The organism is Paenibacillus sp. CFBP 13594 (assembly GCF_014842675.1).
In the GTDB taxonomy this organism is placed as follows: domain Bacteria; phylum Bacillota; class Bacilli; order Paenibacillales; family Paenibacillaceae; genus Paenibacillus; species Paenibacillus amylolyticus_B.
In genome coordinates this window covers 320,806-342,809 of the sequence record NZ_JACYVQ010000002.1, presented here as the reverse complement: position 1 = coordinate 342,809, position 22,004 = coordinate 320,806, and the positions used below count along the sequence as shown (strand labels likewise).

The following is a 22,004-nucleotide window of genomic DNA, read 5'->3' as shown; positions in this document are numbered from 1 at the left end:
AGGAACCGGATGAATGTGGTGAATGGTGTATAGAGTTTTGTTACGGGAGACTTGTTTGTTTAATACGGATGAACAGAATCATGAAGAATAAGTCTCCATATGTTAACCCGTGTCCACAGATGAAACCTGGGGGCACGAGCGGAAGTCAGAGAGGATGAGACAAATGCAGACAACTAGCCTGGCTTTACATACGGATAAATATCAGATCAATATGATGTACGCCCATTGGGTGAATGGTACTCACAAGCGGAAGGCGGTATTTGAAGCCTATTTCCGTAAGCTTCCTTTTGGCAACGGATATGCGGTATTTGCCGGATTAGAACGGATTGTGAACTACATCAGCCAGCTTCGGTTTACGATGGACGACATCAAATTTTTATCCAAACAAGAGGAAAATTACGATCCGGTCTTTCTGGAAGAGTTGCTCCAGTTTTCATTTCAGGGGACGATTCATTCCATGAAGGAGGGCGCAATTGTTTTCCCTGACGAACCGCTCATTCGGGTAGAAGGCTCCATTATGGAGACACAATTGGTGGAGACGGCGATACTTAACTTCATGAATTATCAGACGTTGATTGCAACCAAGGCTTCGCGGATCAAACAGGTGGCACAACAGGATACGTTGCTCGAATTCGGTACACGGCGTGCACAGGAAGCGGATGCTGCCATCTGGGGCGCACGAGCTTCGTATGTAGCAGGCTTCCATGCAACGTCCAACATGCTGGCCGGAGAGCGCTTCGGAATCCCAACAGCAGGTACACACGCCCATTCCTGGGTACAGAGCTTTATGAGTGAACAGGAGGCGTTTGACGTGTATGCCAAAGTGTTGCCTGATCAGGTTACATTATTGGTTGATACCTTTGACACGTTGAACAGTGGAGTACCTCACGCCATCAAGACAGCCAAGAAGTTGGAGAGCCAAGGCAAAAAGATGAATGCTATTCGTCTGGACAGCGGTGACCTTGCGTACTTGTCGATTCAGGCGCGTCAGATGCTGGATGAGGCTGGGCTGGATTATGTGAAAATTGTAGCATCCAATGATTTGGATGAAAATACGATTTTCAACCTGAAAGCTCAAGGAGCACGGATAGATACATGGGGTGTTGGTACACAGTTGATTACGGCTTCTGACCAGCCATCTTTGGGTGGAGTGTACAAATTGGTGGAGCGTGAAGTGGACGGTGCCATGCTGCCTACGATCAAAATATCTGCCAATCCTGAAAAGGTGTCCACTCCAGGTAAAAAGGAAGTGTTCCGGATCATTGATCCGAAACATGGCAAAGCGATTGCAGATTATATCTGCTATCCAGATGAAGAGCAGCCGCTACAGGGCGGACCGCTCAAGCTGTTCAACCCGCTACACCCTTACCTGAAAAAGACGGTTACCCGCTACGAAGCGGTCAATATGCTGGAGCCAATCTTTGTGAATGGACGCAAAGTGTATGAACTGCCTAATCTGGATGAGATTCGGGCGTACCACCGGGAACAGATGAACCTCTTCTGGCCGGAATACCAACGGAAACTGAACCCGGAGATCTACCGTGTGAACATCAGCCCTGCGGCATGGAATATGAAGCAGAAGCTCATTGCGGAACATGTGAAATCCACAGAGGAATGATCTACACATAAGAATTACAAAGAGGCATAACCAGTGAGGGATACTGGCTTATGCCTTTTTGATGCCTATAAAATGTATACGTTCTTAGCGGATTTGAACGATTCAATGATCGCAAGCAAAATTTCCCGCTATACGCGTTCTGTCTTCTGTGAAAGTACGTCGATAGTTGATAGACTTTATTCTTATATGATCCCGATGAGATGGACCAGGGATGTAAGAAATCTCATGGACAGACTGCCCAGGTAGCAGGCTATACTGGAATTTGTCTTGTTCAGTTCGAGAGGTTGTTCAAAAATAGACTTTTGAACATGTATTTACAGGGGGAACAGCAGTTATTATTTCTCGGGAAAGCGCAGGAGACGCCAAATTCTGCAACTATTGATTCAATCCTGCAGCTGCAGGGGATGAAAGTAAGAGGAGGTGCAGACATGAGATGGATACTAGGACTGGTCTGGATCGCTTTTATTGCCTATGCATTGTTGTTGGCACCGGGGCAGTCACCTGGAAGTGATCCGATTTTCAAAGAACTGATTACCATGCAAAGCAAAGAACCTTGGTTACTTACGGTATTTTCGTGGTTAGGTATTTTCCCGGCAGTTTATACTTGTATGCTGTTAAGAACATCTGTGAAAGAACGAGGTGGCCGTGTACCGGCTTGGCCTTTTGTTATACTTTCTTTCGGACTTGGTGCTTTTGCCCTGCTTCCCTATTATGCATGGTCATCGTCCGCAAATAGAGCTTCGGGTTACGCAAGCTTGCACTTTGGTCGTCAGCGGGAGTCGGAAATTGGACGGGTAGCAGCTCATAAGTTGACGCATGTAGTCCTTCTGCTGTTGACGCTGGGTACGGCATTCTATGCCGTGACGCAAGGTCATCCGGATGAATATATGGACGCGTTCAAGCAATCTGCCTTTGTACATATCATGACGATTGATTTTGTACTGCTGACCTTGCTTTCCGTGATTGCGATATACAGGGATGCCAAAGGCAGTCGACGTTCACCAGCTTGGGCCGCGGCAGGCATCATCCCTATTGTGGGTCCGCTAATCTATCTGTTGACGCTCAGGAGAGACAGAGCTTGATCATCAACATCTGAAGAATCCAGAAGTAAAAGGTAGCCGTTAAGCCTGAATACGAACAATTCATGTGCTTAATGGAAAAATATATAAAATCCAAATAAGGAGTGGCTATTGATGAAAAACCATTTTAACGCATATGTTGTCCGTAAAGAAGAACAGGGAGGAGTGAAAGCTGCTATAGAGCAACTGAAGAAGGAAGATCTGCCAAATGGAGATGTAACGGTACAGGTGCAATATTCCAGTGTCAATTATAAAGACGGACTCGCGACTCTTGAGAAGGGTGGTGTCGTTCGTGAATACCCCATGGTACCTGGAATCGATCTGGCAGGAACGGTAGAGGAATCGGTCAGTGGACGTTTTGCACCGGGAGATCGGGTGATCAGTACAGGGTTTGAACCAGGGGTATCCCATTATGGGGGTTACAGTGAGTATGCTCGTCTGCGCAGTGAATGGCTGGTGCCTCTGCCACCGGGTCTCAGTGAGAAAGAAGCCATGGCAATTGGAACCGCAGGATTTACGGCTGCACTTTCGGTAGATGCGCTGTTACAGGCTGGAATGACACCGGCGATGGGCAAGGTTCTGGTTACGGGTGCAACGGGTGGCGTTGGCAGTATGGCAGTTGCGATTCTGGCGAAACTTGGCTTTGAAGTAACAGCCAGCACAGGCAAGAAGGAGCGGGAGGAGCCTTTGCTTCTAAACTTGGGGGCCTCAGAGGTTATTACTCGTGAAGAAGCCGATGCTCCAGCTAAAGGAGCCATGGGTAAACAGCTATGGGCGGGAGTAATTGATCCAACAGGAGGCCCGGCTCTCGCGGAGCGATTGAAACAGATTCAATACGGAGGAGCGGTTGCGGTATCCGGGTTAACTGGAGGCGCAGCTTTTGAATCGACGGTACTTCCATTTATTTTGCGTGGTATCCAGCTTATTGGTATAGACTCTGTATATTGTCCGATGGAACGTCGGGAACGGGTATGGAAACTGCTCGGCGGAGAATGGAAACCGGAGCGCGCGCTGGAACTGGGAATCCGCGAAATTTCTCTGGACCAGTTGCCTCATACGCTTGAGACGATACTCCAAGGCGGTGCGGTAGGTCGGACTGTGGTCAATACAATATCAGATCTGCCATCCGCATAAGTTTCCAAGTCCTAAGACATGCTAATTCTACCTGATTGGGTCACAGTACATGTGACTGGAAAGGAAGGATTGGCATGTGTTTTGATAGAAAAGGACGAAGTCTGGTTCGAAGAACAATGAAGTCGATACTTGTAAGTGGTGTGTTGATCACAAGTGTCTGGTCCCTGGTGGCTTGTTCGGCATCATCCATTGAGCAGGAGCGGAAGGTCTACACCCGTGAAGCAACAGATGAAGGAAATGTGCGGGCACAGAGTCAGGGACACGGATTAAACGGTGAATTGGTGAGTGAGATCAGTAAGAGTTTTGAAGCAAAAGGCATTCAGCTGATGAATAATATGTCTGCCGATGACGGGCATGGTGGGATCTCTTATATGTATTTGTTGAATGGAAGTGGCAGACACATCGTGAAAGTCCATATTTTCAGTGATGCAGCTACCCGGGCGGCCAGCATGAAACAAATGTATAGTGAGAATCGTGATGAGGCTGTCTTGGAGAATGCGCTTGGCCGGACAACGATTCGCAGCAAAGGATACGTCTCACTTGTTTATACAGCTTCGGGTGGGGAAAAGGACAAGTATGAACAGGATGTTATGCAGGTGTTCCAACATGTGCTGGGGCAAATAAGGTAAGTTGAGCGAGATCCCCTTCGCACTTTATTATACAGCTGAAAATAAACCCGAAAAACCCGTCTGATCTTTCAGACGGGTTTATATATTTCACGCATCACATGCCGCAGCTCAGGCAAAATGAGTTTTTCCATGGCCAATTTGACAGCTCCTTTGGAGCCCGGCATGGAGAAGACGGCTGTGCGTCCAATCGTTCCGGCGACGGCTCTGCTCAGGATGGCAGCGGAACCGATATCCTCGGTGTAACTGAGAAAACGGAAGATCTCACCAAAGCCCGGAAGTTCCTTGTCGAGTAGCGAGGATACCGCTTCGTAGGTTGTATCTCGGGGTGCAATCCCTGTTCCCCCGCTGAGCAGCACGGCTTCGATATCATCACGAACAGCTGCATCTTGCAGGATGCTTCGAATGTTCTCCGTTTCATCTGGAGTGATGATGTATTCAACAATCTGATAACCCGCTTCACTCAGAAGCTGGTGCATGAGCTGGCCACTGGTATCGGTGTCTTTGGTGCGTGTGTCCGACACTGTAACAATCATGCACGATACCGTGGTCGGAGCTTCCTGGCGATGTTGTTCCACTGAATTAGTCATGAAACTTCCTCCTTCAATCAACATGTCCTCATAGCATAGACCATCCGTTAGAATCAGGCAATGTACTGGGGAAGAGTTGAACCTTATTGCACAACGAATGCGGGATGGTGTACACTCGCTAGATATAGATAGATCAGGTAACAAGAAGGACAATCAGAGAGGTGTATACGCATGAATGAAACGATTTTAAAAGAACAATCCATACCTGTATATATACTGTCAGGTTTTTTGGGGAGTGGCAAAACAACACTGCTTGTTCAGTTGATCGAACATTGGCAACAGCAGGGTTTGCGTCCCGCAGTGGTCATGAATGAGTTAGGCGAAGTCAATCTGGATGGTCAGATTGTGGATTCCACCGTTCCAATGACAGAGATGTTAGGTGGCTGCATCTGTTGTACCGTACGTGGTGACTTGGGATTGCAACTTGCTGATCTCGTTCAAGAGGAATCACCGGATGTGATCGTTATTGAAGCAACCGGTGCGGCAAATCCAATGGAGATTCTGGATGCGGTAACGGAAACCTCGCTCTACATGCGACTGGAACTGAAAAGTCTCATTACCGTTGTGGATGCGGCACATCTATCTGGTTTGTATCAGGAGCAGAAGGGGCAGACCTTTAAACTGATGCAGGAGCAGATTCGCTGTGCGTCTGTGCTTCTCTTGAACAAAACGGATCGGGTGAGCGCACAGGAACTGAAGGATCTGGAACAGCTTTTGGCAAAATGGAATGGCTTCGCACCTGTAATCCCTACAGTCAAATGTGAGGTGGAGATGGATCTGTTGCTTCGCAGTGGGGCAGACGTGCATGTACGTGATTCAGCTTCTGAAGCAGGTAAGCCAGCTCACCAAGAGCATCATGTGCATACGGAAACCTGTGGTACACATGGCTGCAATCATGGACATGAACATACTGATCATACAGTCCAAGGCGATGATACGAATACTGACGCATCCCATAGCCCTGTCCATGCCCACAGTCACGAGCATTCCGCTCCTCATGCATCACACGAACATGTCATGGTATATACGCATTATTTCAGTCAACCGGTGAACAGCGAGGCGTTTGAACAATTTTTATCCGCATTGCCACGTGATGTGTATCGAGCAAAAGGCATTTTATCGTTTAGTGACACGGCGAGTCGCTTCTGGTTCCAGTATGCCTACCGTGAATCGGACTACATGAAGATCACACCTCAGGGAGATGTCCCTAATGTTGCTGTGTTTATAGGTGAACATTTTGACCAAACTGTCATTCGTGACCAATTACTGGAATTGGAAGCGATAAAGTAGGTTAGATGATTCAATATTCCTCCGAACTGGGTATTAAGATGCATAGCAAACTTTGCCTGGGAGGTAACTTTAAATGACACAACAACAATATCAACAATGTATCGATGCTTGCCTGGAGTGCATGAATGCATGCAACGTATGTTACATATCGAGTCTGAAAGAATATGATCTGGCAATGTTGCGTGATTGCATTCGTTTGAATCGGGAATGTGCGGAGATCTGCAGTTTTGCTGCACAAGCGATGACACGTGGAAGTGATTTCATTGCTGAAATATGCGAATTGTGTGTGAAAGCTTGTGAAGCTTGCGCCGCAGAGTGTGGCAAACACCACCATGATCACTGCCAAGCATGTGCAGAGGCTTGCCGCAGATGTGCAGAAGCTTGCCGATTGATGGCAGCAGTAGCGTAAATATTATTTCACTGGAATATATAATTAAAACAGATAATGACCGTTGTCCCCTAAGGGAAGGCAGTGAACACAAGCATCTGAGACGATGTGCCTATGTGTTGCCTTTCAGTAGGGGATTTTTAATGCAGGTTGCCAAGTCTGATCGTGGTATGTATAATGATGGCAATGAATTGAAATGAAGAATATCAATGATCGGGAGAGTAGCCAGATCCATACATGACAGCGAGCCGGGAGAGGTGGAAGCCGGTATGACATGACCTGAGTGAACCGCACCCGTGAGATGGTTATCCGAAAAGATGTACGTATCCCAATTGGGGATAGGCCAGATCTGTCTGAGGGTAACCCGGCTTGCGACCGTTATACGCATCGAGCGGAACAGGTTCTACGGGTATGCATGTTGATGCATATGAAGAGCAGCCTGTTCACCTAGAGTGGTACCGCGGGAACTGTTAAGTCAGCTCTCGTCTCTTATGTAGAGACGAGAGCTTTTTTGTGTTTATTTTTAGCCACTAATGAATGGATAAGGAGTGTTAGACATGTTGATGAAGCAGGCTGCGGCCGATATTGCCCCTTTAACGGGATTGAATGAACAAGAGGTTATGAGATTATTGGAAGTTCCACCACAAGCGGAGATGGGTGATGCAGCATTCCCTTGTTTTGCATTGGCGAAGTCATTAAAAAAAGCACCGGCAGTCATTGCCACTGAGCTCGCAACGGGATTACAGGCATCTGGAATTGAAGCGACTCCCGCCGGGCCGTATGTAAATATCCGTTTCAATCGGGAGAAGCTCGCGCCGAATCTGCTGAAAGAACTGGGGAATGCGGCATTTGGTAAGCTTCAGCTTGGTCAAGGTTCGCGTGTTGTGATTGATATGTCTTCCCCTAACATCGCAAAACCCTTCGGAATCGGACATTTGCGTTCTACTGTAATCGGTGCAGCACTGTATCGGTTGTATAACGAAGCAGGTTATACCTCCGTAAGTGTGAATCATCTGGGAGACTGGGGAACCCAGTTTGGCAAGCAGATCGCAGCATACAAACGGTGGGGCAATGATGAAGCGCTGCAGGCAGACCCGATCCGTACTTCTCTGGAGCTGTACGTGCGCTTCCACGATGAGGCGGAGAACGATCCTTCACTGGAGATTGAGGCACGCGAGTGGTTCCGCAAGCTGGAGCAAGGAGATGATGAGGCACAGCGGTTATGGGCATTCTTTGTGGAAGTGAGCATGAAGGAATTCAACCGGATGTATGAACGTCTGAATGTACAGTTCGACCATACGCTGGGAGAGAGCTTTTACAATGACAAGATGGGCGCAGTGGTTGAAGAACTCAAGACAAAAGGTTTACTTGAAGAGAGTGACGGAGCACTCGTGGTACGCTTAGAGGATGAGAACATGCCCCCGTGTCTGATTATCAAAAAAGATGGAACAACGATCTATCCTACACGGGATTTGGCTACGGCGGTTTATCGTCATGAGGTGATGAAGGCAGATCGGTTGTTATACGTGGTCGGAGGCGAGCAGAAGTTACATTTCCGTCAGGTATTTGCGGTCCTATCCCGGATGGGTCATGAATGGTCTGCGAAGTGTGAACATATCCCGTTTGGCCTAATGCGTTTTGAGGGACGGAAAATGTCTACCCGCCGCGGTAAAGTTGTCTTTTTGCAGGAAGTGTTGGATGAGGCAGTTGCTCGTGCTTTGCAGATTATTCAGGAGAAAAACCCGAATCTGGAGAACCCTCAGAAGGTGGCTGAGGCTGTTGGTGTAGGTGCCATTGTCTTCGGTGATCTGCGGAATAATCGGTTAAACGATGTGGACTTCTCCCTGGAAGATGCCGTGAGTTTTGAAGGGGAGACCGGACCTTATGTGCAATACACCCATGCTCGGATTCAAAGTGTGCTTGCCAAGGCAGAAGAGGCGATCCGTATGGGAAATGAAAACCCATTGACTAAACCCAACCTTGCGGAAGGTGAGAATAACACAGAAACCACTTCATCCCTTATCGGAGATACCTCATGGGCATTGCTGAAACTGCTTGGTGATTATCCCGAGTATCTGGAAAAAGCAATTCATCGGAATGAGCCTTCGGTCATTGCCAAATATACAATAGATGTCGCTCAAGCGTTCAACCGCTTCTATCACGCCGAACGGATTGCGGATGCGTCATCTGATGTAAGATCCTTCCGGGTGGCATTGGCCAAACGGACTGCCGAACGACTCGCGTACAGTTTACATTTGCTAGGTGTGCAGGCCCCGGAACGGATGTGATCCCAATGACATGGAGTACACGTGGTATTTTCAAGAAGTCGGATCAAGCTACACCAGACTCATCAGTCCGAGGTATATTGCTTCAACAAGTGAGCAAGCGATTAGGTCATGCTCAGGTACTGAATCAAATTAATCTGGAAGTGAAACAGGGTGAATGTGCTGTGCTTGTTGGCAGAAACGGCTCGGGAAAAAGCACGTTGCTACGTATGTTGGCAGGTATTTTGTTACCCGATACAGGATCGATCCAGCGCACAATGAAGGGTTCTGATGGGTATGCAGTAGATGGCCTGCCACGTTTACCCTTTACATCTAGGGAGTACTTGTGGGACATGGGACGGATTCGGGGCATTCGCCCCGAAGAACTACGTGGGCGGATAAGAGAACTTAGTGAACTTTTATATCTGGATACCGCGATCGATCAGAAGTTACCCCTATTATCCAAGGGCACATTGCAAAAAGTGAATTTGATTCAGGCCCTGTTACCTGGACCGGGTGGTCTCTTGCTGTTGGATGAACCGTTGTCTGGCTTGGATATTCCAGCTCAAGAGGGCATTGTATCCTTATTGGGGCAATGGAAGGATGAAGGGACATCCATCGTTACAGCTTGTCATGAACCGTTGCTTATTGAACGTTTGGCAGACCAGGTGATTGTGTTGAAGAAAGGCCGCGTGCTCCGCTACTGGAGTCGTGAAGATATACTACAAGCTGGCGAACCCGCTGTACGTATTCAAAGTCTGACGAAAGCCGGAGAAGATCTGGCTAACGATCTATCGATTGTACAACAACCGGGAATACTGTCTTTGGTTCGTAATACAAGCTCGAAGAAATCCAATTCTTGGTTGTGGGATTGGAAAATAGTTCAACAATCAACAGATGATGTCCTCAAAAGAATTTTGGCATCCGGAGGTTCGGTTGTCTCTGTACAACAGGAGGAAAGTCAATTACATATGGAAAGTCTGCTGGAAGGACAACATCCAGCTGTACATGCGAGTCGTGGAGGTATCACGGAATCTGTGGACTTAAGCTCTTCCATGGATGATGCGGGGGGAGAAGTCGAATGATCTATCTAACCCGATATTTGTTAAGGCACCACATTCGCTCACAGAAATATTTTGCACCGGTTATCTTTTATATCATCTCCATGCTGCTAATTTATTCCTACAAACCCAACCCTATTGCCGACAGTTACAGCGTTACGGCTATGCTGTTATTTCTGGCAGCTGCTTGGCTCGGAGTAATGGTGATGAATACGGAATCTGCAAAGCAGGTTCAATTACTCGTCCTACATATAGGAAGCAGGCGTAAGGTTGTAATAAGTCAATTTATCTGTGCCTGGATCATGCTAATCATGCTCACCGCAATCACTGTGCTGTATCCCGTGTTCGCGGGAATGTTCGAGAGACAACTCACAGGTGAGGAGTGGATGATGACTTGGTTAGGACATCTGGGGTTATCACTGCTGGGATTAGGCATTAGTGTATTCTTTCAAAAATCGTACATTCCCTTGCTTAGTCGCAGTATGCCTGCCCTCATTATTGTATTATTACTATCGTTTATCCAAGGTTCCTTAAGCGAACGTTTGCCTGAATCGTTAGATTGGATCGGCCGTATTCTTCCACCAGCCTTTTATCTGGTTCGTGAGATGATGTTATTTGATGAATCCAAGATGAACTCTTTTGTTTCGGTTACGCTGTGGACTGTGATCTATGCATTAGCGTTACTAATCATCCATGTGTGGCTGTCCGGGAGAAGAGATCTGCGGGGTTAGAAGACGCGCTTCCCGATAACTTGAATGTTGCTCTTGGTTTGGTTAGGATAGAGGGACATGGAATGGATAGCATCGTACGGTTGAAGGAGGCGCTCGCATATGCAAAATACAGATATCCAGAATGGTGACATGCTGGACAGCGAACACTCCAGGGAATTGTTTGCCTATTACGGATTGGCCGTGTACTACGGGCAGGCGCTTGAACAGCAGCTGGTCAATCTGATTTTATTAATGAAAATGTCTCAGGGCAAGGCTGTGTCTGAAGAAGACCTGGAAGATCTGTACGAACGAAAGATGAGCAGTTCACTGGGGCAGCTCATTCACGAAGTACGTCATCATTTTACATTCTCTGAGGAAGAGACTCGCCAATTGAATGAATTATGGCAGCAACGTAACCGTATCGTACATCATTATTTCAAGGAACGAATTCACGAGACATTCAGTCCGGAAGGACGCTCACGCATGATTAAGGAATTGGAGGATTTCAAAGACCGTGCACAGGAGTTGGAGATCCGTCTTCAGCAATATACGGGTGCCTGGATTGCAGAGCTTGGTCTGGATGCCGAATCCGCAGCAGCTCTGCAAACGCTGGAGCGTATGCATACCGAGAGTATGCAGGCAAGGGCTTTGGAAGAGGATGAATGACAAGCAGACGGATAACAAAACGCTGGATATTAATTATAACTCTGGCTGTACTATTAGTCGGAATCCTATGGACTGTGGTTACCGCAGTACGTATATCTGCATTTACGGATGAGGATTCATCGAGGATATCGGATGCAGCAATCATTCTGGGTGCAGCCGTGGAGGGGGATAACCCTTCACCTGTATTTCGTGAACGCATCGAACACGGGATTGAATTATACCGTCAGGGTACAGTTCGTAATCTGCTTTTCACAGGTGGATCAAGTGGTGATGGAGAACATACAGAAGCTGAAGTTGGTCAAAAGTATGCTATCGCACATGGAGTAGATCCTGCGGACATTCGCATAGAGACCAAATCCAGAATTACCGAGGAGAATCTGTTCAATTCAATTCCAATTGGTGAACAGGCCGGTTATCACACCTATACGATTGTGAGTGATCCGCTGCATATGAAACGGGCCATGAAGCTGACTGCCGGGCTGGGTATGGATGCCGTACCATCTCCGACACGAACAACGGCGTATCGAACCTGGCGCAGCAAGTTTCCTTTTCTCGCAAGGGAGACTGTGATGTACATGGGATATACGATCAAGGGATGGATAGACAATCCGCAGCAGCCATGAGGTTGCACGCGGGTTGTTTTTTTGTCTGGACGAAATAACAGTAACCGAACATGCCTCCAGATGAAAATACGAAAAAAACGATCTACACCGCAAACCCTAAGGTAGCTGTGTAGATCGATTTTTGTTTTGCTGTTGAGTACATCATTTTTGGTTGGTTACTTAAAGAGCTTTCTGTTTTACACTGTTATGCATTGCCTCCGACAAAGGAGGTTGAGGTTGGAATGATCTCACCCGACGGATTCTCGCTGGTTGCACTCGCTGCTGCTTGCGCACCTTGCTGAAGCTGATACATCTTATAATAGCGGCCTTTAAGCTCCATCAGTTCATCATGTGCACCCTGCTCAACGATGCGCCCGCGATGCAGAACCAAAATCTGATCTGCTGAACGAATAGTGGAGAGACGGTGAGCAATGATGAAGGTGGTACGTCCTTTTTTGAGGACTTCAAGTGCATTCTGAATGAGTGCTTCCGTTTCCGTATCAATATTGGCAGTCGCTTCATCCAGAATGAGGATGGCCGGATCAAATGCGAGTGCACGAGCGAAGGAGATTAACTGACGCTGACCAGCGGACAATGTGCTTCCTTTTTCAATGACAGGTTCGTCAAAGCCTTGAGGCAAATGAGCCAGTATACGTTCGGCTCCTACATCACGCAGCGCCTGTTCAATTCGTTCACGGGAGATCTTCTCATCGCCAAGACTGACGTTGGAAGCAATGGTGCCTGTGAACAGATACGGGTCCTGTAATACAATCCCCATATGCTCGCGAATCCACTGTTTAGGCAGATCTTTGACGTTCTGACCGTCAATCGTGATCTTGCCTTTTTGCGGATCATAGAACCGGAATAGCAGGTTGATGATTGAGCTTTTACCCGAACCGGTGTGGCCGACCAGAGCGACTGTCTGACCTTGGGATGCTTTGAACGAGATATTGTTAAGCACGTAATCTTTTTTATAGGCAAAGGATACATCATCGAAGACAACATTCCCTTTGTATCTTGGCATGGAGCCATCGGTTACAGCTTCTCCCTTTTCATCCATCAGCTCAAAGACACGCCCAGCAGATACGAGGGAGGAGTCCAGGTTCGCGAGCTGATTCACCATGCCGGTAATTGGCTGGAACAAACGGCCCAGAACATCAACGAAGGCATACAGAACACCCAGGGAGATAATACTTGTGCCATCAAGCACACTGGAACCGAAGTACCACAGGACCACCGCAAAGGCGATATTCCGTAATACGTTAACCAGGTTGTGTGAGGTGAAGGCATTCAGGTTCAGCATTTTGTTCTGGTGTTTCATATAGTCATCATTCAGATCTTCGAATTCCTGTTTGGTTTGTTTCTGATGGCGGAATACGCGGATAATGGACATCCCCTGAATGGACTCGTTAATGATTGCATTGATCTCACTCAGTCGGGATCGAATGATCGTGTTGTAACGAGTGGCGAATTTGCGATAGAGCACAATCCATGTAATGAGCATCGGCACAACGAATAATGAGATTAGACCCAGGCGAACATCAAGCAGGAAGAGTGCGACATACACACCTGTAATCGTGATGATTCCTGAGAAAAAGTTCGAAAGAACGGCAACGAACAGATCCTTGACGGCTTCTGTATCGTTTGTGACCCGAGATACAACTTTACCTGCGGGCAGGTTATCAAAAAAGTGCACCGGCAGTCGCTGAATATGGGCATACACATCGTTACGCAGTCTTTGAATAACCTTGTTGGCCGAGGATTGCAGCCAGAAAGTTTTACCAAACTCCATAATGACCGAGATCACGAGGAAGATCATGTAATACACAATTAATTGATAGATGCTGGGCATCTCCGGTTTGTAAAAAGCAAACAGTTCACCAGCGGACAGGGGGGTTGCCGCATATTGGCCTGTTACCTCACCTGCGCGTGTAACCGTGAGGGTTCCATCCGTATATGTGCGGTCCCCGTCAGGTGCATTGACTGGTTCGTTTACAAAATAAAAACTTCTGCCGGCTTGTAATACCCGCACTTCGGAACCTTTGTTTTCATCCGGTTCGAACAAACCTTCGCGTTTGTAATTCTTACCGTTGTAAACTGCGGCTTCATCTGAAGCTGTCGTCTCATAGAAAGGCTGCTCAATCGCGAGCAAGTGATTGTCAATCATGGATTTGGCGATGAACGGCCCGGCAAGCTCGGCCGCAACACCAATAGTAAGCATAATTAATGCAGCGATAAATGTTCCTTTGGCTTTCAAGGCGTAATCAAGCAGCCTTTTGCCTGTATTAGACTTCAATGAATTGACCTCCTACGTGGACAGATTGGACTCGACCTGTTGCCGTTCATACTGTTCACGGTACCAGCCGTTCATGGCTAACAATTCCTGGTGAGTGCCTTCTTCCGTAATTTTCCCGTGCTCCAGTACGATGATTCGGTCAGCATGTTCAATAGCAGACAGGCGATGAGTCGAGATCAGCGTGGTTTTGCTCGAGCGTTTGTTGCGTATATTTTCAATAATTTTGGCTTCAGTACGTGCATCGACCGCAGATAAGGCATCATCAAGGATCAGGATATCAGGATTAGCAATAAAGGCACGCGCCAGCGAAACCCGCTGTTTCTGTCCGCCGGACAGAGAGATTCCTTTTTCACCAACGAGTGTATCCAGTCCATCGGACAAGGTTCCCAGATCCCCGTCAAAAGCGGCGGTACGAATGGCTTCCATGATGACTTCATCACTGGCCCCAGGTTTACCAAATTGAATGTTTTGACGAACTGATTTGGAGAACAGAACTTGTTCCTGTGGTACGTACCCGATCCAGCTGTGCAAGTCATCTTTGGCGATATCCTGAATCGGATGACCCGAGATGCTTAATGTGCCCGAACCGGCAGGGTATTCATGAAGCAGTTGTTTGAGCAAAGTAGACTTACCGCTACCCGTACGACCCACAACACCCAATGTTTGACCCCGTCGTAGCGAAAAGCTGATATGACTGAGATTGTCGACAGTTGAACTTGGGTAACGGAATGTAACATCCTGCATCGCAATTTCTTCCGGATTCGTAACGTGGGCAGGTTGCTCCACATCTTGTACGGCAGGTTCTACCGATAAAGTCTCGTTGACCCGATCAAGCGAAGCGCTACCACGTTGCATCAGGTTAATTAATTCGCCGATGGCAAACATGGGCCAGATCATCATCCCCAGGTACATGTTAAACGATACGAGATCCCCCAGGGTAATTTCATTATGAAATACAAGATATATGCCGTAGGCAAGTGCAATCACATAACTGAGTCCAACGAAGAGCCGGATGGTGGGTTCGAATAGGGCATCCATTCTGGCAACAGCCAGGTTTTTGCGATACACATCTTCGGTCACGTCGGCGAACCGTTTCTCGTCCAGACGTTCCTGCACATAAGCACGCACGACACGAATCCCGGCGATGGATTCCAGCACCTGGTCGTTCATATCTCCGAATGCATCCTGTGCCAGGGTGTAACGTTGATGTACAGCTTTACCATAGATCATCATGGCAATGGCGATAAAAGGTAATGGCAGGATTGCCGCCAAGGTCAGTTTCCAACTGACCAGGAAACCCATCGCGAACAATACGGTGGCCAGAAAGGCTGTAGAGTCTGTTAAGGTCAGCATGCCGAAGCCTGCTGTAGTAGCAATGGATCGAAGATCATTGGTGGCCCGAGCCATCAAATCTCCTGTTCTGTTTTTCTCAAAAAAGGGAGGAGTCATCCGTAACAAGTGGTCCATAAAGCGTGAACGAAGCAGCCGCTCCACCAGATTGGCACCACCAAACAGTTTGTGCATCCAAACGTATGTAACCAGATAGATAATGATGACCGTTCCCAGAATAAGCAAAATATAACGGGTAAGTGAGGTGCCGGTAATGGAACCGCGCACAATCTCGTCAATGGCATTACCAAGAAGACGAGGAGGCAGCAGTTCGGCAATGCCCACCAGAATAAGCAAGATGACACCGGTTAGGTATCGTTTGCGTTCCAGCCGGAAGAACCAGGCCAGGTTTTTAAGTACAGAGAACAAGTGTTATCCCTTCCTTTCGATGTCCGAGAAATGCAGATTCCGTTCATGTATGCCGAAATGTACCCACAAAAAAAGACATACCGCACGCAGGCGGTATGTCTTCATATCATCATACGGCAGCATGGCTCAGAGAACAGAGCCGCCACCATATATAAGTTCGATTGTGAGTAAACATTACAGAGATTTTAATGAAAGATCGCCTGTCATGCCGACTTATGAACGGAATAATGATTTCGGGTGTGCTCCGGTATTTAGTTGTGTGCTGAATTGACCAATCATATGTTTGTTAAACACCGTAATCACCCTTTCTTTTTTTGGAAATAAATACAATGTAGACCTCGTATGTTTGCATCTTAACACCGGTTTTTACAATCTGTCAAACATTTTTCACAATTTATTTTGTCTTTATGTGGTCACTCGGGTTTGTATTCAAGTCCCTGTAGAGATATGATGGAACATATATATACAGAAGGAGCTGACACCAAATGAGTACCATACATGTATCCGATCAAGCTGCTCGCTGGTACAAGGAAGAGCTGAATTTGAACGAGGGAGACAGCATTCGATTTTTTGCCCGTTATAGCTCTGGCGGAGGTCTTCACCCTGGATTTTCGCTAGGTATTGCTGTGGAGAAACCAAGACATCCTGCGGATCAAACCGAAGTATCGGGGATTCAATTCTTTATGGAAGATCACGATTATTGGTATCTGAAAGGGCACCAACTGCATGTGGATATCGTTGATGAAGGTCAGGATATCGAATATCGTTATACTGAAGTCTAAGCAATAGATGGATTACAGGTCGCCACCGGCTTCCGAGTAGGAGGAGGGGATAAGCAGTGAATCTGCCAGCACGAGATTTGGCCCAGTATATCGCGAAACGCTCTCATATTGTTGTAAAGGCGGCTGTGTGGGCTGAGAACGAACAAGGTGAATTACTGCTGATTCAGCATGCTGAACACGGTCACTGGCGGTTGCCAGCAGGTGAGATGCGCCCGGGTGAGGCTATTGAAGATGCTGCACATCGGGAGTTATGGGAAGAGACAGGTTGGACTGCTGATACCATGACACTGGAAGGCCTCTATTCGGGGCCAGACCTTCGGTATCTGCATTCAAGCGGAGATGAAGAGTATTATGTCATTGCTCTGTTCCGGACAGTGATCATTCAGGATGACCTTGTGGAGTCGCGTGTAAATAGTGATGCAGGTCTGAAGTTTTTTGCGCTGGAGTCGTTACCACCTCTGAATCAGATTAGCCGAATCCTGTTAGCGCGGGATATTGCAGAATAAAATAAGTGTTGACGCAAAAAAATGACCTTGGCATGCACGATAAAGTGGATGCCAAGGTCATTTTTTGAAAAATCCGATTCAGGTGCTCAGAGTATGAATTACACCTGATCCAGTGGTTCATCATCCATCGCAAAATCAAAATCATCAATATCGAATACCTGCACAGGTGATTCAGACTCAATAATACGTGCAATCAGTTCAACCTGATCGGTGAGAATCGGGATACTCAGACGCTGAGATGTCAGCAACAGTTCTGTCTCAATGGGATCGAAATACTCCCCGTACTGTGCCGTATCTATTGCGTTGATAATGGCAATGGATACTTGGTCACCAAATAAAATGGAGGGGCTTTTGGCCCATGGAACAAGTAACGCACGCTCTATTTTTTTCTTATTCAGCGGTTCCTCGAAATAAGAAATCATTTCATTGATTTTGGATTTCACATGCTGATCATCTGCCGGGTTATCCATCATGGGATCAGGACTGGTCTGGAATTCATATAGCTCAAGGATGGTGGTATAAGGAACAATATATTCAACAGGCGCGGGCGGCGCTAGCAATTGACCGTAAATGGCCACCATCACGGCTTCTGTAATAAACTGACGTGACATGGTTCCTTAATCCTCCTGCGCCATTAATAGTTGCAAAGTGAATCTATATTTCATGCAACAGCATAACCACAATGTGGATTATTCTGTTGTAGACTCGTGTACATAATTTGCATGAATAGAAGTATATCACACAACGGTGGGAAATACAGCCAATCTGCATAGCATGTCAGGTTACAACTATCACAACTTGAATCAGGATTTGCCCAGTAGCAATGATAAAATTCCCGCCGCAATCAATGGACCCACAGGTACACCCTTGAATAGGGCAACCCCAAGTACCGTTCCGATTAACAGCCCTGCAACGACAGTTGGCTGTGTACCCATCAACGTAGCGCCACGTCCTCCGAGATATGCCACCAGTAATCCTACGCCAATGGCGAGTAGTGATTTCCAGTGCAGGAAAGACTCACCGATCGTCTGCAGACTCATCTTGCCACTGGCAAGAGGTGCCATCACGCCAATGGTCAGAATGATAATGCCCAGTGTAAGTCCGTATTTTTCAAGCCATGGAAATGCCTGATTCAGGTTCAGGACTCGTAGCAACAACAGAAATACCATCGCTACGGTCACAGGTGTGTTGCTGCTGATAATTCCGAGAGCCGCAAATACGAGCAACAGCAGGGAAGTCATATCCATTGTTTTCATTTCCCTTCAGTCTGTCCACGTTGTTTGCTAACGATATGTTCCGCAATGTAACGTCCATGCCAGCGCCCGGATTCAATAAAGACTTCATTGGCATTACGCCCCGAAGCGATGACTCCGCCCACATATACACCAGGTACGCTGCTTTCCATCGTTTGTGCATCATATAGAGGTTTATCCATATCATCAGACATCTCCACACCTACCGACGTGAGTAGTTGACGATCTGGACGGAAACCGGTCATGGCCAGTACGAAGTCATTATCCAGTTCCCGAGTGGAACCATCCGTGTGTATCAGACGAATCGAATCATCGAGTATTTCATTCACGCGTGATTCCAGGTGGAGTGTGATATGACCTTTTGTCACCATGCTCTCGAATAGCGGGCGTACCCATGGTTTAATATGCTGGGACAGACCACTGCCGCGATAAACCATATCAATATGTGCTCCGACCCGAACCAGTTCCATGGCCGCATCCACGGCTGAGTTGCTTCCGCCAATAATGGCGACACGTGTACGGGTATAAGGGTGGGCTTCCCGGAAGTAGTGGGTTACCTTATCTTTATCTTCTCCAGGGATGCCCAGATAGTTAGGATGGTCAAAATAACCGGTAGCTACAACTACATTGCGTCCAGCATGTACGATGGCTTCCCCGCGGCGATTGAGCGTATGTACCTCAAACGTACCATCATCCTTGCGTTTAATTTCACGGGCTTCCTCATAGTTATGAACACGCAGACCAAAATGTTCGGCTACCCTGCGATAATAGGCAAGTGCTTCATAACGAAACGGTTTATCATTAGGTGTGCTGAACGGAACGTTTCCGATCTCAAGCAGCGGGGCTGTGCTGAAAAACTGCATATGGGTTGGATACAGATAAATAGATTGAACGATATTGTATTTCTCAACGATCACAGCGGACAGTCCCAGCCGCTCACATTCAATGGCAGCAGACAGACCGCATGGGCCTCCGCCGATAATAATGACATCTTCCATGTTCTTAATCCTCCTTATTTCAAGCAATATAATCCTACCGTAAATAACGAGCCAATGCCAGTTCAAGCGTGGAGTTTAATTAGACAAGCTTACTTGAAACCAAAGGAGTTGACGTGTTGAGAAGAAAAGACTAATATCAAATTAGATGTATATCTAATTGAAAGCGAGATGAACGATGATGCAGCTGGAGAAAATTGTGGCTTATCATAAAGCGTTGGCTGACCCGACCCGGCTTCGCATGCTGCTGTTGTTGGCACAGGGTGAACTGCACGGACAGGCACTTGCCGAGCGGCTGAATCTGTCACAGCCAACCGTGACACATCATGCATCCAAGCTAAGAGAGGCGGCGCTGATTAAGGAACGACGGGAGAAAAATACAGTGTATTTCACACTCAATCCTTCGTTTATCCGCGAGAATGCACAGGCTTCGGTTGATTTTATCTTTAATCGAGAGGAGGTTGCGGATATGAGTGATGTGAATGAAACATTGAAAGCGTCGGTCATGAGAAATTTTTTCTCCAAAGATGGGCGACTGCGTCAGATTCCGGCTCAATACAAGAAAAAACTGATTGTACTTGGTCATCTGGTCGAGCAGCTTGAATTTGGCCGGAAGTATACGGAGAAAGAAATCAATACATTTATAAAGCAATACCATGAAGACTTTGCAACGATTCGGCGAGAATTTATTATGCATCAGTTCATGTATCGCGAAGAGGAGATCTATGAATTGAATCCGAAGGAAATGTGGACACGCTGGGATCAGGTCAAATAGAGTAGCGTTTGGTAAAAAAAATTGGGCTTGACAACTGTAAAGCTCAGTGTGTAACATAATGGATAATTCTACAAGGGAGGCGATTGTTTATGACAAACTTAAATGCAGTATACGTTAATTTGAATATGAACAGCGTCTCCGGAACGGATCAAAGCATGTAATTTTGCGTTAGCTGGGTAGCAGTATCCATTGTAACGTGAAGTATGTCATGCTCAGATGAAGCCACGGGTGACGCACCCGTGGCTTTTTTGTTTGCCAATAAAAGGGTGTTCCTGAATGGTTTATATCGGAGGGTTAAGTATTCTATCCGGTAGATCTGCAAGAAGGGACGATCTCTGATTCGGTTAACTACTTATTGCCACGGGTGTATTTCTACTCGTGGTTTTTTGTTTTGATCTGAACCGGAGATGATTGTTCAATCGGCTTGAACGAAGTAAACAACTTATTTTGGGAGGAATTTTTATTTTAGATAACCATATTGAGAAGTACGGCTGGTCAGCAAAGTGGCAGGAACTGTGGCAAGAGACAGGGATGGAAGAGCAGGAGAAAAAGCCAGCCAGAATTATCGCAGACCATGGACATCTGCAACGTCTGATTACAGAAGAGGGCGAATGCTGGGGGAGAATTTCGGGCCGAATGCGTCATGATAGTCTGGAGAGCAGCTTGGTACCAGCGGTTGGAGATTGGGTGGCGATTACAGGCCAGGCAGGTGAAGAAGCAATTATTCACCATCTGGTGCCACGTCGGAGCAGGGTATCGAGACAGGCGGCAGGTCCGGTGACCAAGGAACAATTAATCGCCTCAAACGTAGATACACTGTTGATCGTGGCTGCACTTAATCATGATTTCAACCTCAGACGACTCGAAAGATACGTGATGATGGCTTGGAATGGTGGCGTAAGGCCAGTCATTGTCTTGAGCAAAAGTGATCTGTGCAACAATGTGGAAGAACAGATCAGAAATGTAGAAGGGATTGCTCCAGGCGTTGAAGTGCTTGCAATATCTGCAGTGGAGGGTCAAGGCAAATCCTTATTGGAACGATATTTGCAGCCAGGGCTGACTGTTGCGCTGACAGGATCTTCTGGCAGTGGCAAGTCTACGCTGGTGAACTGGATGATGGGTGAGGATGTGCAGCTTACACAATCCGTCCGCGAGGGAGACAGCCGTGGGAGACATACGACAACACACCGGGAGATGTTTGTACTACCCCAGGGAGCCGTATTGATCGATACTCCAGGAATGCGTGAGCTTAATCTCTGGGATGAGGGCAATGATGGGCTGTCGCATGCGTTTGGAGAAATTGAAGAACTTGCGGCCACGTGCAGATTTCTGGATTGCAGCCATACACAGGAAGCTGGATGTGCAGTGAAAGAGGCCATACAGGATGGTTCATTGGATGAAAAAAGATTGAATAATTATCTGAAGATGCAGAAGGAATTGCAATATCAGCAACGCAAGGAAGAAGTGGCATCCAGAAGGCGTACCGCCTCCAGCAAACCGGCCAATAGTCGTAAACCCAAGCACTCCCGTAGTGTGAAAGAGTGGGAGGAAGCCTGAAATCAGGCGGGCATCATCCGGTATCTTGCATAAGATAGGTCAGGAGGGATGTCA

The 22,004-nt window shown here is 47.2% G+C and carries 21 protein-coding genes and 1 other annotated feature; of the genes, 15 read left to right on the top strand and 6 right to left on the bottom strand.

The features are described 5' to 3' along the window. The first annotated feature begins 163 nt into the window (after positions 1–163). The 4 genes from IFU39_RS08970 to IFU39_RS08955 all read left to right on the top strand — a co-directional run bounded on the left by IFU39_RS08970 (position 164) and on the right by IFU39_RS08955 (position 4,460). Entirely contained in the window at positions 164–1,618 is a 1,455-nt protein-coding gene (locus tag IFU39_RS08970; RefSeq protein WP_091017227.1) for a nicotinate phosphoribosyltransferase, read from the top strand. A gap of 428 nt (positions 1,619–2,046) precedes the next feature. Next, positions 2,047–2,700 (top strand): hypothetical protein, encoded by a 654-nt coding sequence (locus IFU39_RS08965; RefSeq protein ID WP_192132298.1) that lies wholly within the window; start codon positions 2,047–2,049, stop codon positions 2,698–2,700. A 111-nt stretch (positions 2,701–2,811) separates the two neighbouring features. Then, positions 2,812–3,831, top strand: coding sequence for an oxidoreductase (locus IFU39_RS08960; protein ID WP_192132296.1), 1,020 nt, complete (start codon positions 2,812–2,814; stop codon positions 3,829–3,831). A 116-nt stretch (positions 3,832–3,947) separates the two neighbouring features. Beyond that, positions 3,948–4,460, top strand: a complete 513-nt coding sequence (locus IFU39_RS08955; RefSeq protein ID WP_192132294.1) for a hypothetical protein — start codon at positions 3,948–3,950, stop codon at positions 4,458–4,460. A gap of 68 nt (positions 4,461–4,528) precedes the next feature. On the opposite strand, the gene IFU39_RS08950 is transcribed toward IFU39_RS08955, so the two are convergent. Then, the gene (locus IFU39_RS08950) at positions 4,529–5,047 is read right to left on the bottom strand and encodes a MogA/MoaB family molybdenum cofactor biosynthesis protein (protein WP_091017221.1); all 519 of its coding nucleotides are present in this window, start codon (positions 5,045–5,047) and stop codon (positions 4,529–4,531) included. Between the two features lie 171 nt (positions 5,048–5,218). Between IFU39_RS08950 and IFU39_RS08945 the strand changes: the two genes are divergently transcribed. The 7 genes from IFU39_RS08945 to IFU39_RS08915 all read left to right on the top strand — a co-directional run bounded on the left by IFU39_RS08945 (position 5,219) and on the right by IFU39_RS08915 (position 12,049). Next, positions 5,219–6,337 carry a CobW family GTP-binding protein gene (locus tag IFU39_RS08945; RefSeq protein WP_192132292.1) on the top strand — a complete coding sequence of 373 codons (1,119 nt, stop codon included), beginning with the start codon at positions 5,219–5,221 and terminating at the stop codon, positions 6,335–6,337. 73 nt (positions 6,338–6,410) lie between these two features. After that, positions 6,411–6,746 (top strand): four-helix bundle copper-binding protein, encoded by a 336-nt coding sequence (locus IFU39_RS08940; RefSeq protein WP_036609230.1) that lies wholly within the window; start codon positions 6,411–6,413, stop codon positions 6,744–6,746. Between the two features lie 179 nt (positions 6,747–6,925). Continuing rightward, positions 6,926–7,218: a binding site (T-box leader), on the top strand. Between the two features lie 64 nt (positions 7,219–7,282). After that, positions 7,283–9,013 carry an arginine--tRNA ligase gene (gene argS / locus IFU39_RS08935; RefSeq protein WP_091017218.1) on the top strand — a complete coding sequence of 577 codons (1,731 nt, stop codon included), beginning with the start codon at positions 7,283–7,285 and terminating at the stop codon, positions 9,011–9,013. Positions 9,014–9,018: 5 nt separating this feature from the next. Continuing rightward, positions 9,019–10,074 (top strand): ATP-binding cassette domain-containing protein, encoded by a 1,056-nt coding sequence (locus IFU39_RS08930; protein ID WP_192132290.1) that lies wholly within the window; start codon positions 9,019–9,021, stop codon positions 10,072–10,074. Next, the gene (locus IFU39_RS08925) at positions 10,071–10,781 is read left to right on the top strand and encodes a hypothetical protein (protein WP_192132288.1); all 711 of its coding nucleotides are present in this window, start codon (positions 10,071–10,073) and stop codon (positions 10,779–10,781) included. The genes IFU39_RS08930 and IFU39_RS08925 overlap by 4 nt, the downstream gene beginning before the upstream one ends. 99 nt (positions 10,782–10,880) lie before the next feature. Continuing rightward, positions 10,881–11,426: a hypothetical protein gene (locus IFU39_RS08920; protein ID WP_053061520.1), complete on the top strand. Its 546-nt coding sequence runs from the start codon at positions 10,881–10,883 to the stop codon at positions 11,424–11,426. Next, positions 11,423–12,049 carry a YdcF family protein gene (locus IFU39_RS08915; protein WP_192132286.1) on the top strand — a complete coding sequence of 209 codons (627 nt, stop codon included), beginning with the start codon at positions 11,423–11,425 and terminating at the stop codon, positions 12,047–12,049. The genes IFU39_RS08920 and IFU39_RS08915 overlap by 4 nt, the downstream gene beginning before the upstream one ends. 184 nt (positions 12,050–12,233) lie before the next feature. Here the strand turns inward: IFU39_RS08915 and IFU39_RS08910 are convergent, their stop codons facing one another. Both IFU39_RS08910 and IFU39_RS08905 read right to left on the bottom strand, forming a co-directional pair. Next, entirely contained in the window at positions 12,234–14,324 is a 2,091-nt protein-coding gene (locus IFU39_RS08910) for an ABC transporter ATP-binding protein (protein WP_192132284.1), read from the bottom strand. Between the two features lie 12 nt (positions 14,325–14,336). After that, a complete protein-coding gene (locus tag IFU39_RS08905; protein ID WP_105598235.1) occupies positions 14,337–16,082 on the bottom strand; it encodes an ABC transporter ATP-binding protein in 1,746 nt (581 codons plus the stop codon). 485 nt (positions 16,083–16,567) lie between these two features. On the opposite strand from IFU39_RS08905, the gene IFU39_RS08900 reads away from it, so the two are divergent. Together IFU39_RS08900 and IFU39_RS08895 are read left to right on the top strand one after the other, a co-directional pair. Then, complete coding sequence (locus tag IFU39_RS08900; protein WP_036609218.1) at positions 16,568–16,864, top strand: HesB/YadR/YfhF family protein; 297 nt, start codon at positions 16,568–16,570, stop codon at positions 16,862–16,864. Positions 16,865–16,920: 56 nt separating this feature from the next. After that, positions 16,921–17,370: an NUDIX domain-containing protein gene (locus IFU39_RS08895; RefSeq protein ID WP_105598236.1), complete on the top strand. Its 450-nt coding sequence runs from the start codon at positions 16,921–16,923 to the stop codon at positions 17,368–17,370. 98 nt (positions 17,371–17,468) lie between these two features. On the opposite strand, the gene IFU39_RS08890 is transcribed toward IFU39_RS08895, so the two are convergent. The 3 genes from IFU39_RS08890 to IFU39_RS08880 form a co-directional block, all read right to left on the bottom strand. Continuing rightward, positions 17,469–17,981, bottom strand: coding sequence for a hypothetical protein (locus IFU39_RS08890; protein WP_036609214.1), 513 nt, complete (start codon positions 17,979–17,981; stop codon positions 17,469–17,471). A gap of 192 nt (positions 17,982–18,173) precedes the next feature. Beyond that, positions 18,174–18,617, bottom strand: a complete 444-nt coding sequence (locus IFU39_RS08885) for a DUF441 domain-containing protein (RefSeq protein WP_036609212.1) — start codon at positions 18,615–18,617, stop codon at positions 18,174–18,176. A 5-nt stretch (positions 18,618–18,622) separates the two neighbouring features. Continuing rightward, entirely contained in the window at positions 18,623–19,621 is a 999-nt protein-coding gene (locus IFU39_RS08880) for a YpdA family putative bacillithiol disulfide reductase (RefSeq protein WP_192132282.1), read from the bottom strand. 178 nt (positions 19,622–19,799) lie between these two features. Here IFU39_RS08880 and IFU39_RS08875 point away from each other — a divergent pair, with 178 nt between their 5' ends. Beyond that, positions 19,800–20,393: a DUF2087 domain-containing protein gene (locus IFU39_RS08875; RefSeq protein WP_076249781.1), complete on the top strand. Its 594-nt coding sequence runs from the start codon at positions 19,800–19,802 to the stop codon at positions 20,391–20,393. A 447-nt stretch (positions 20,394–20,840) separates the two neighbouring features. Next, positions 20,841–21,950 (top strand): ribosome small subunit-dependent GTPase A, encoded by a 1,110-nt coding sequence (rsgA, locus tag IFU39_RS08870; RefSeq protein WP_192132280.1) that lies wholly within the window; start codon positions 20,841–20,843, stop codon positions 21,948–21,950. The last annotated feature ends 54 nt before the right edge of the window (positions 21,951–22,004 follow it).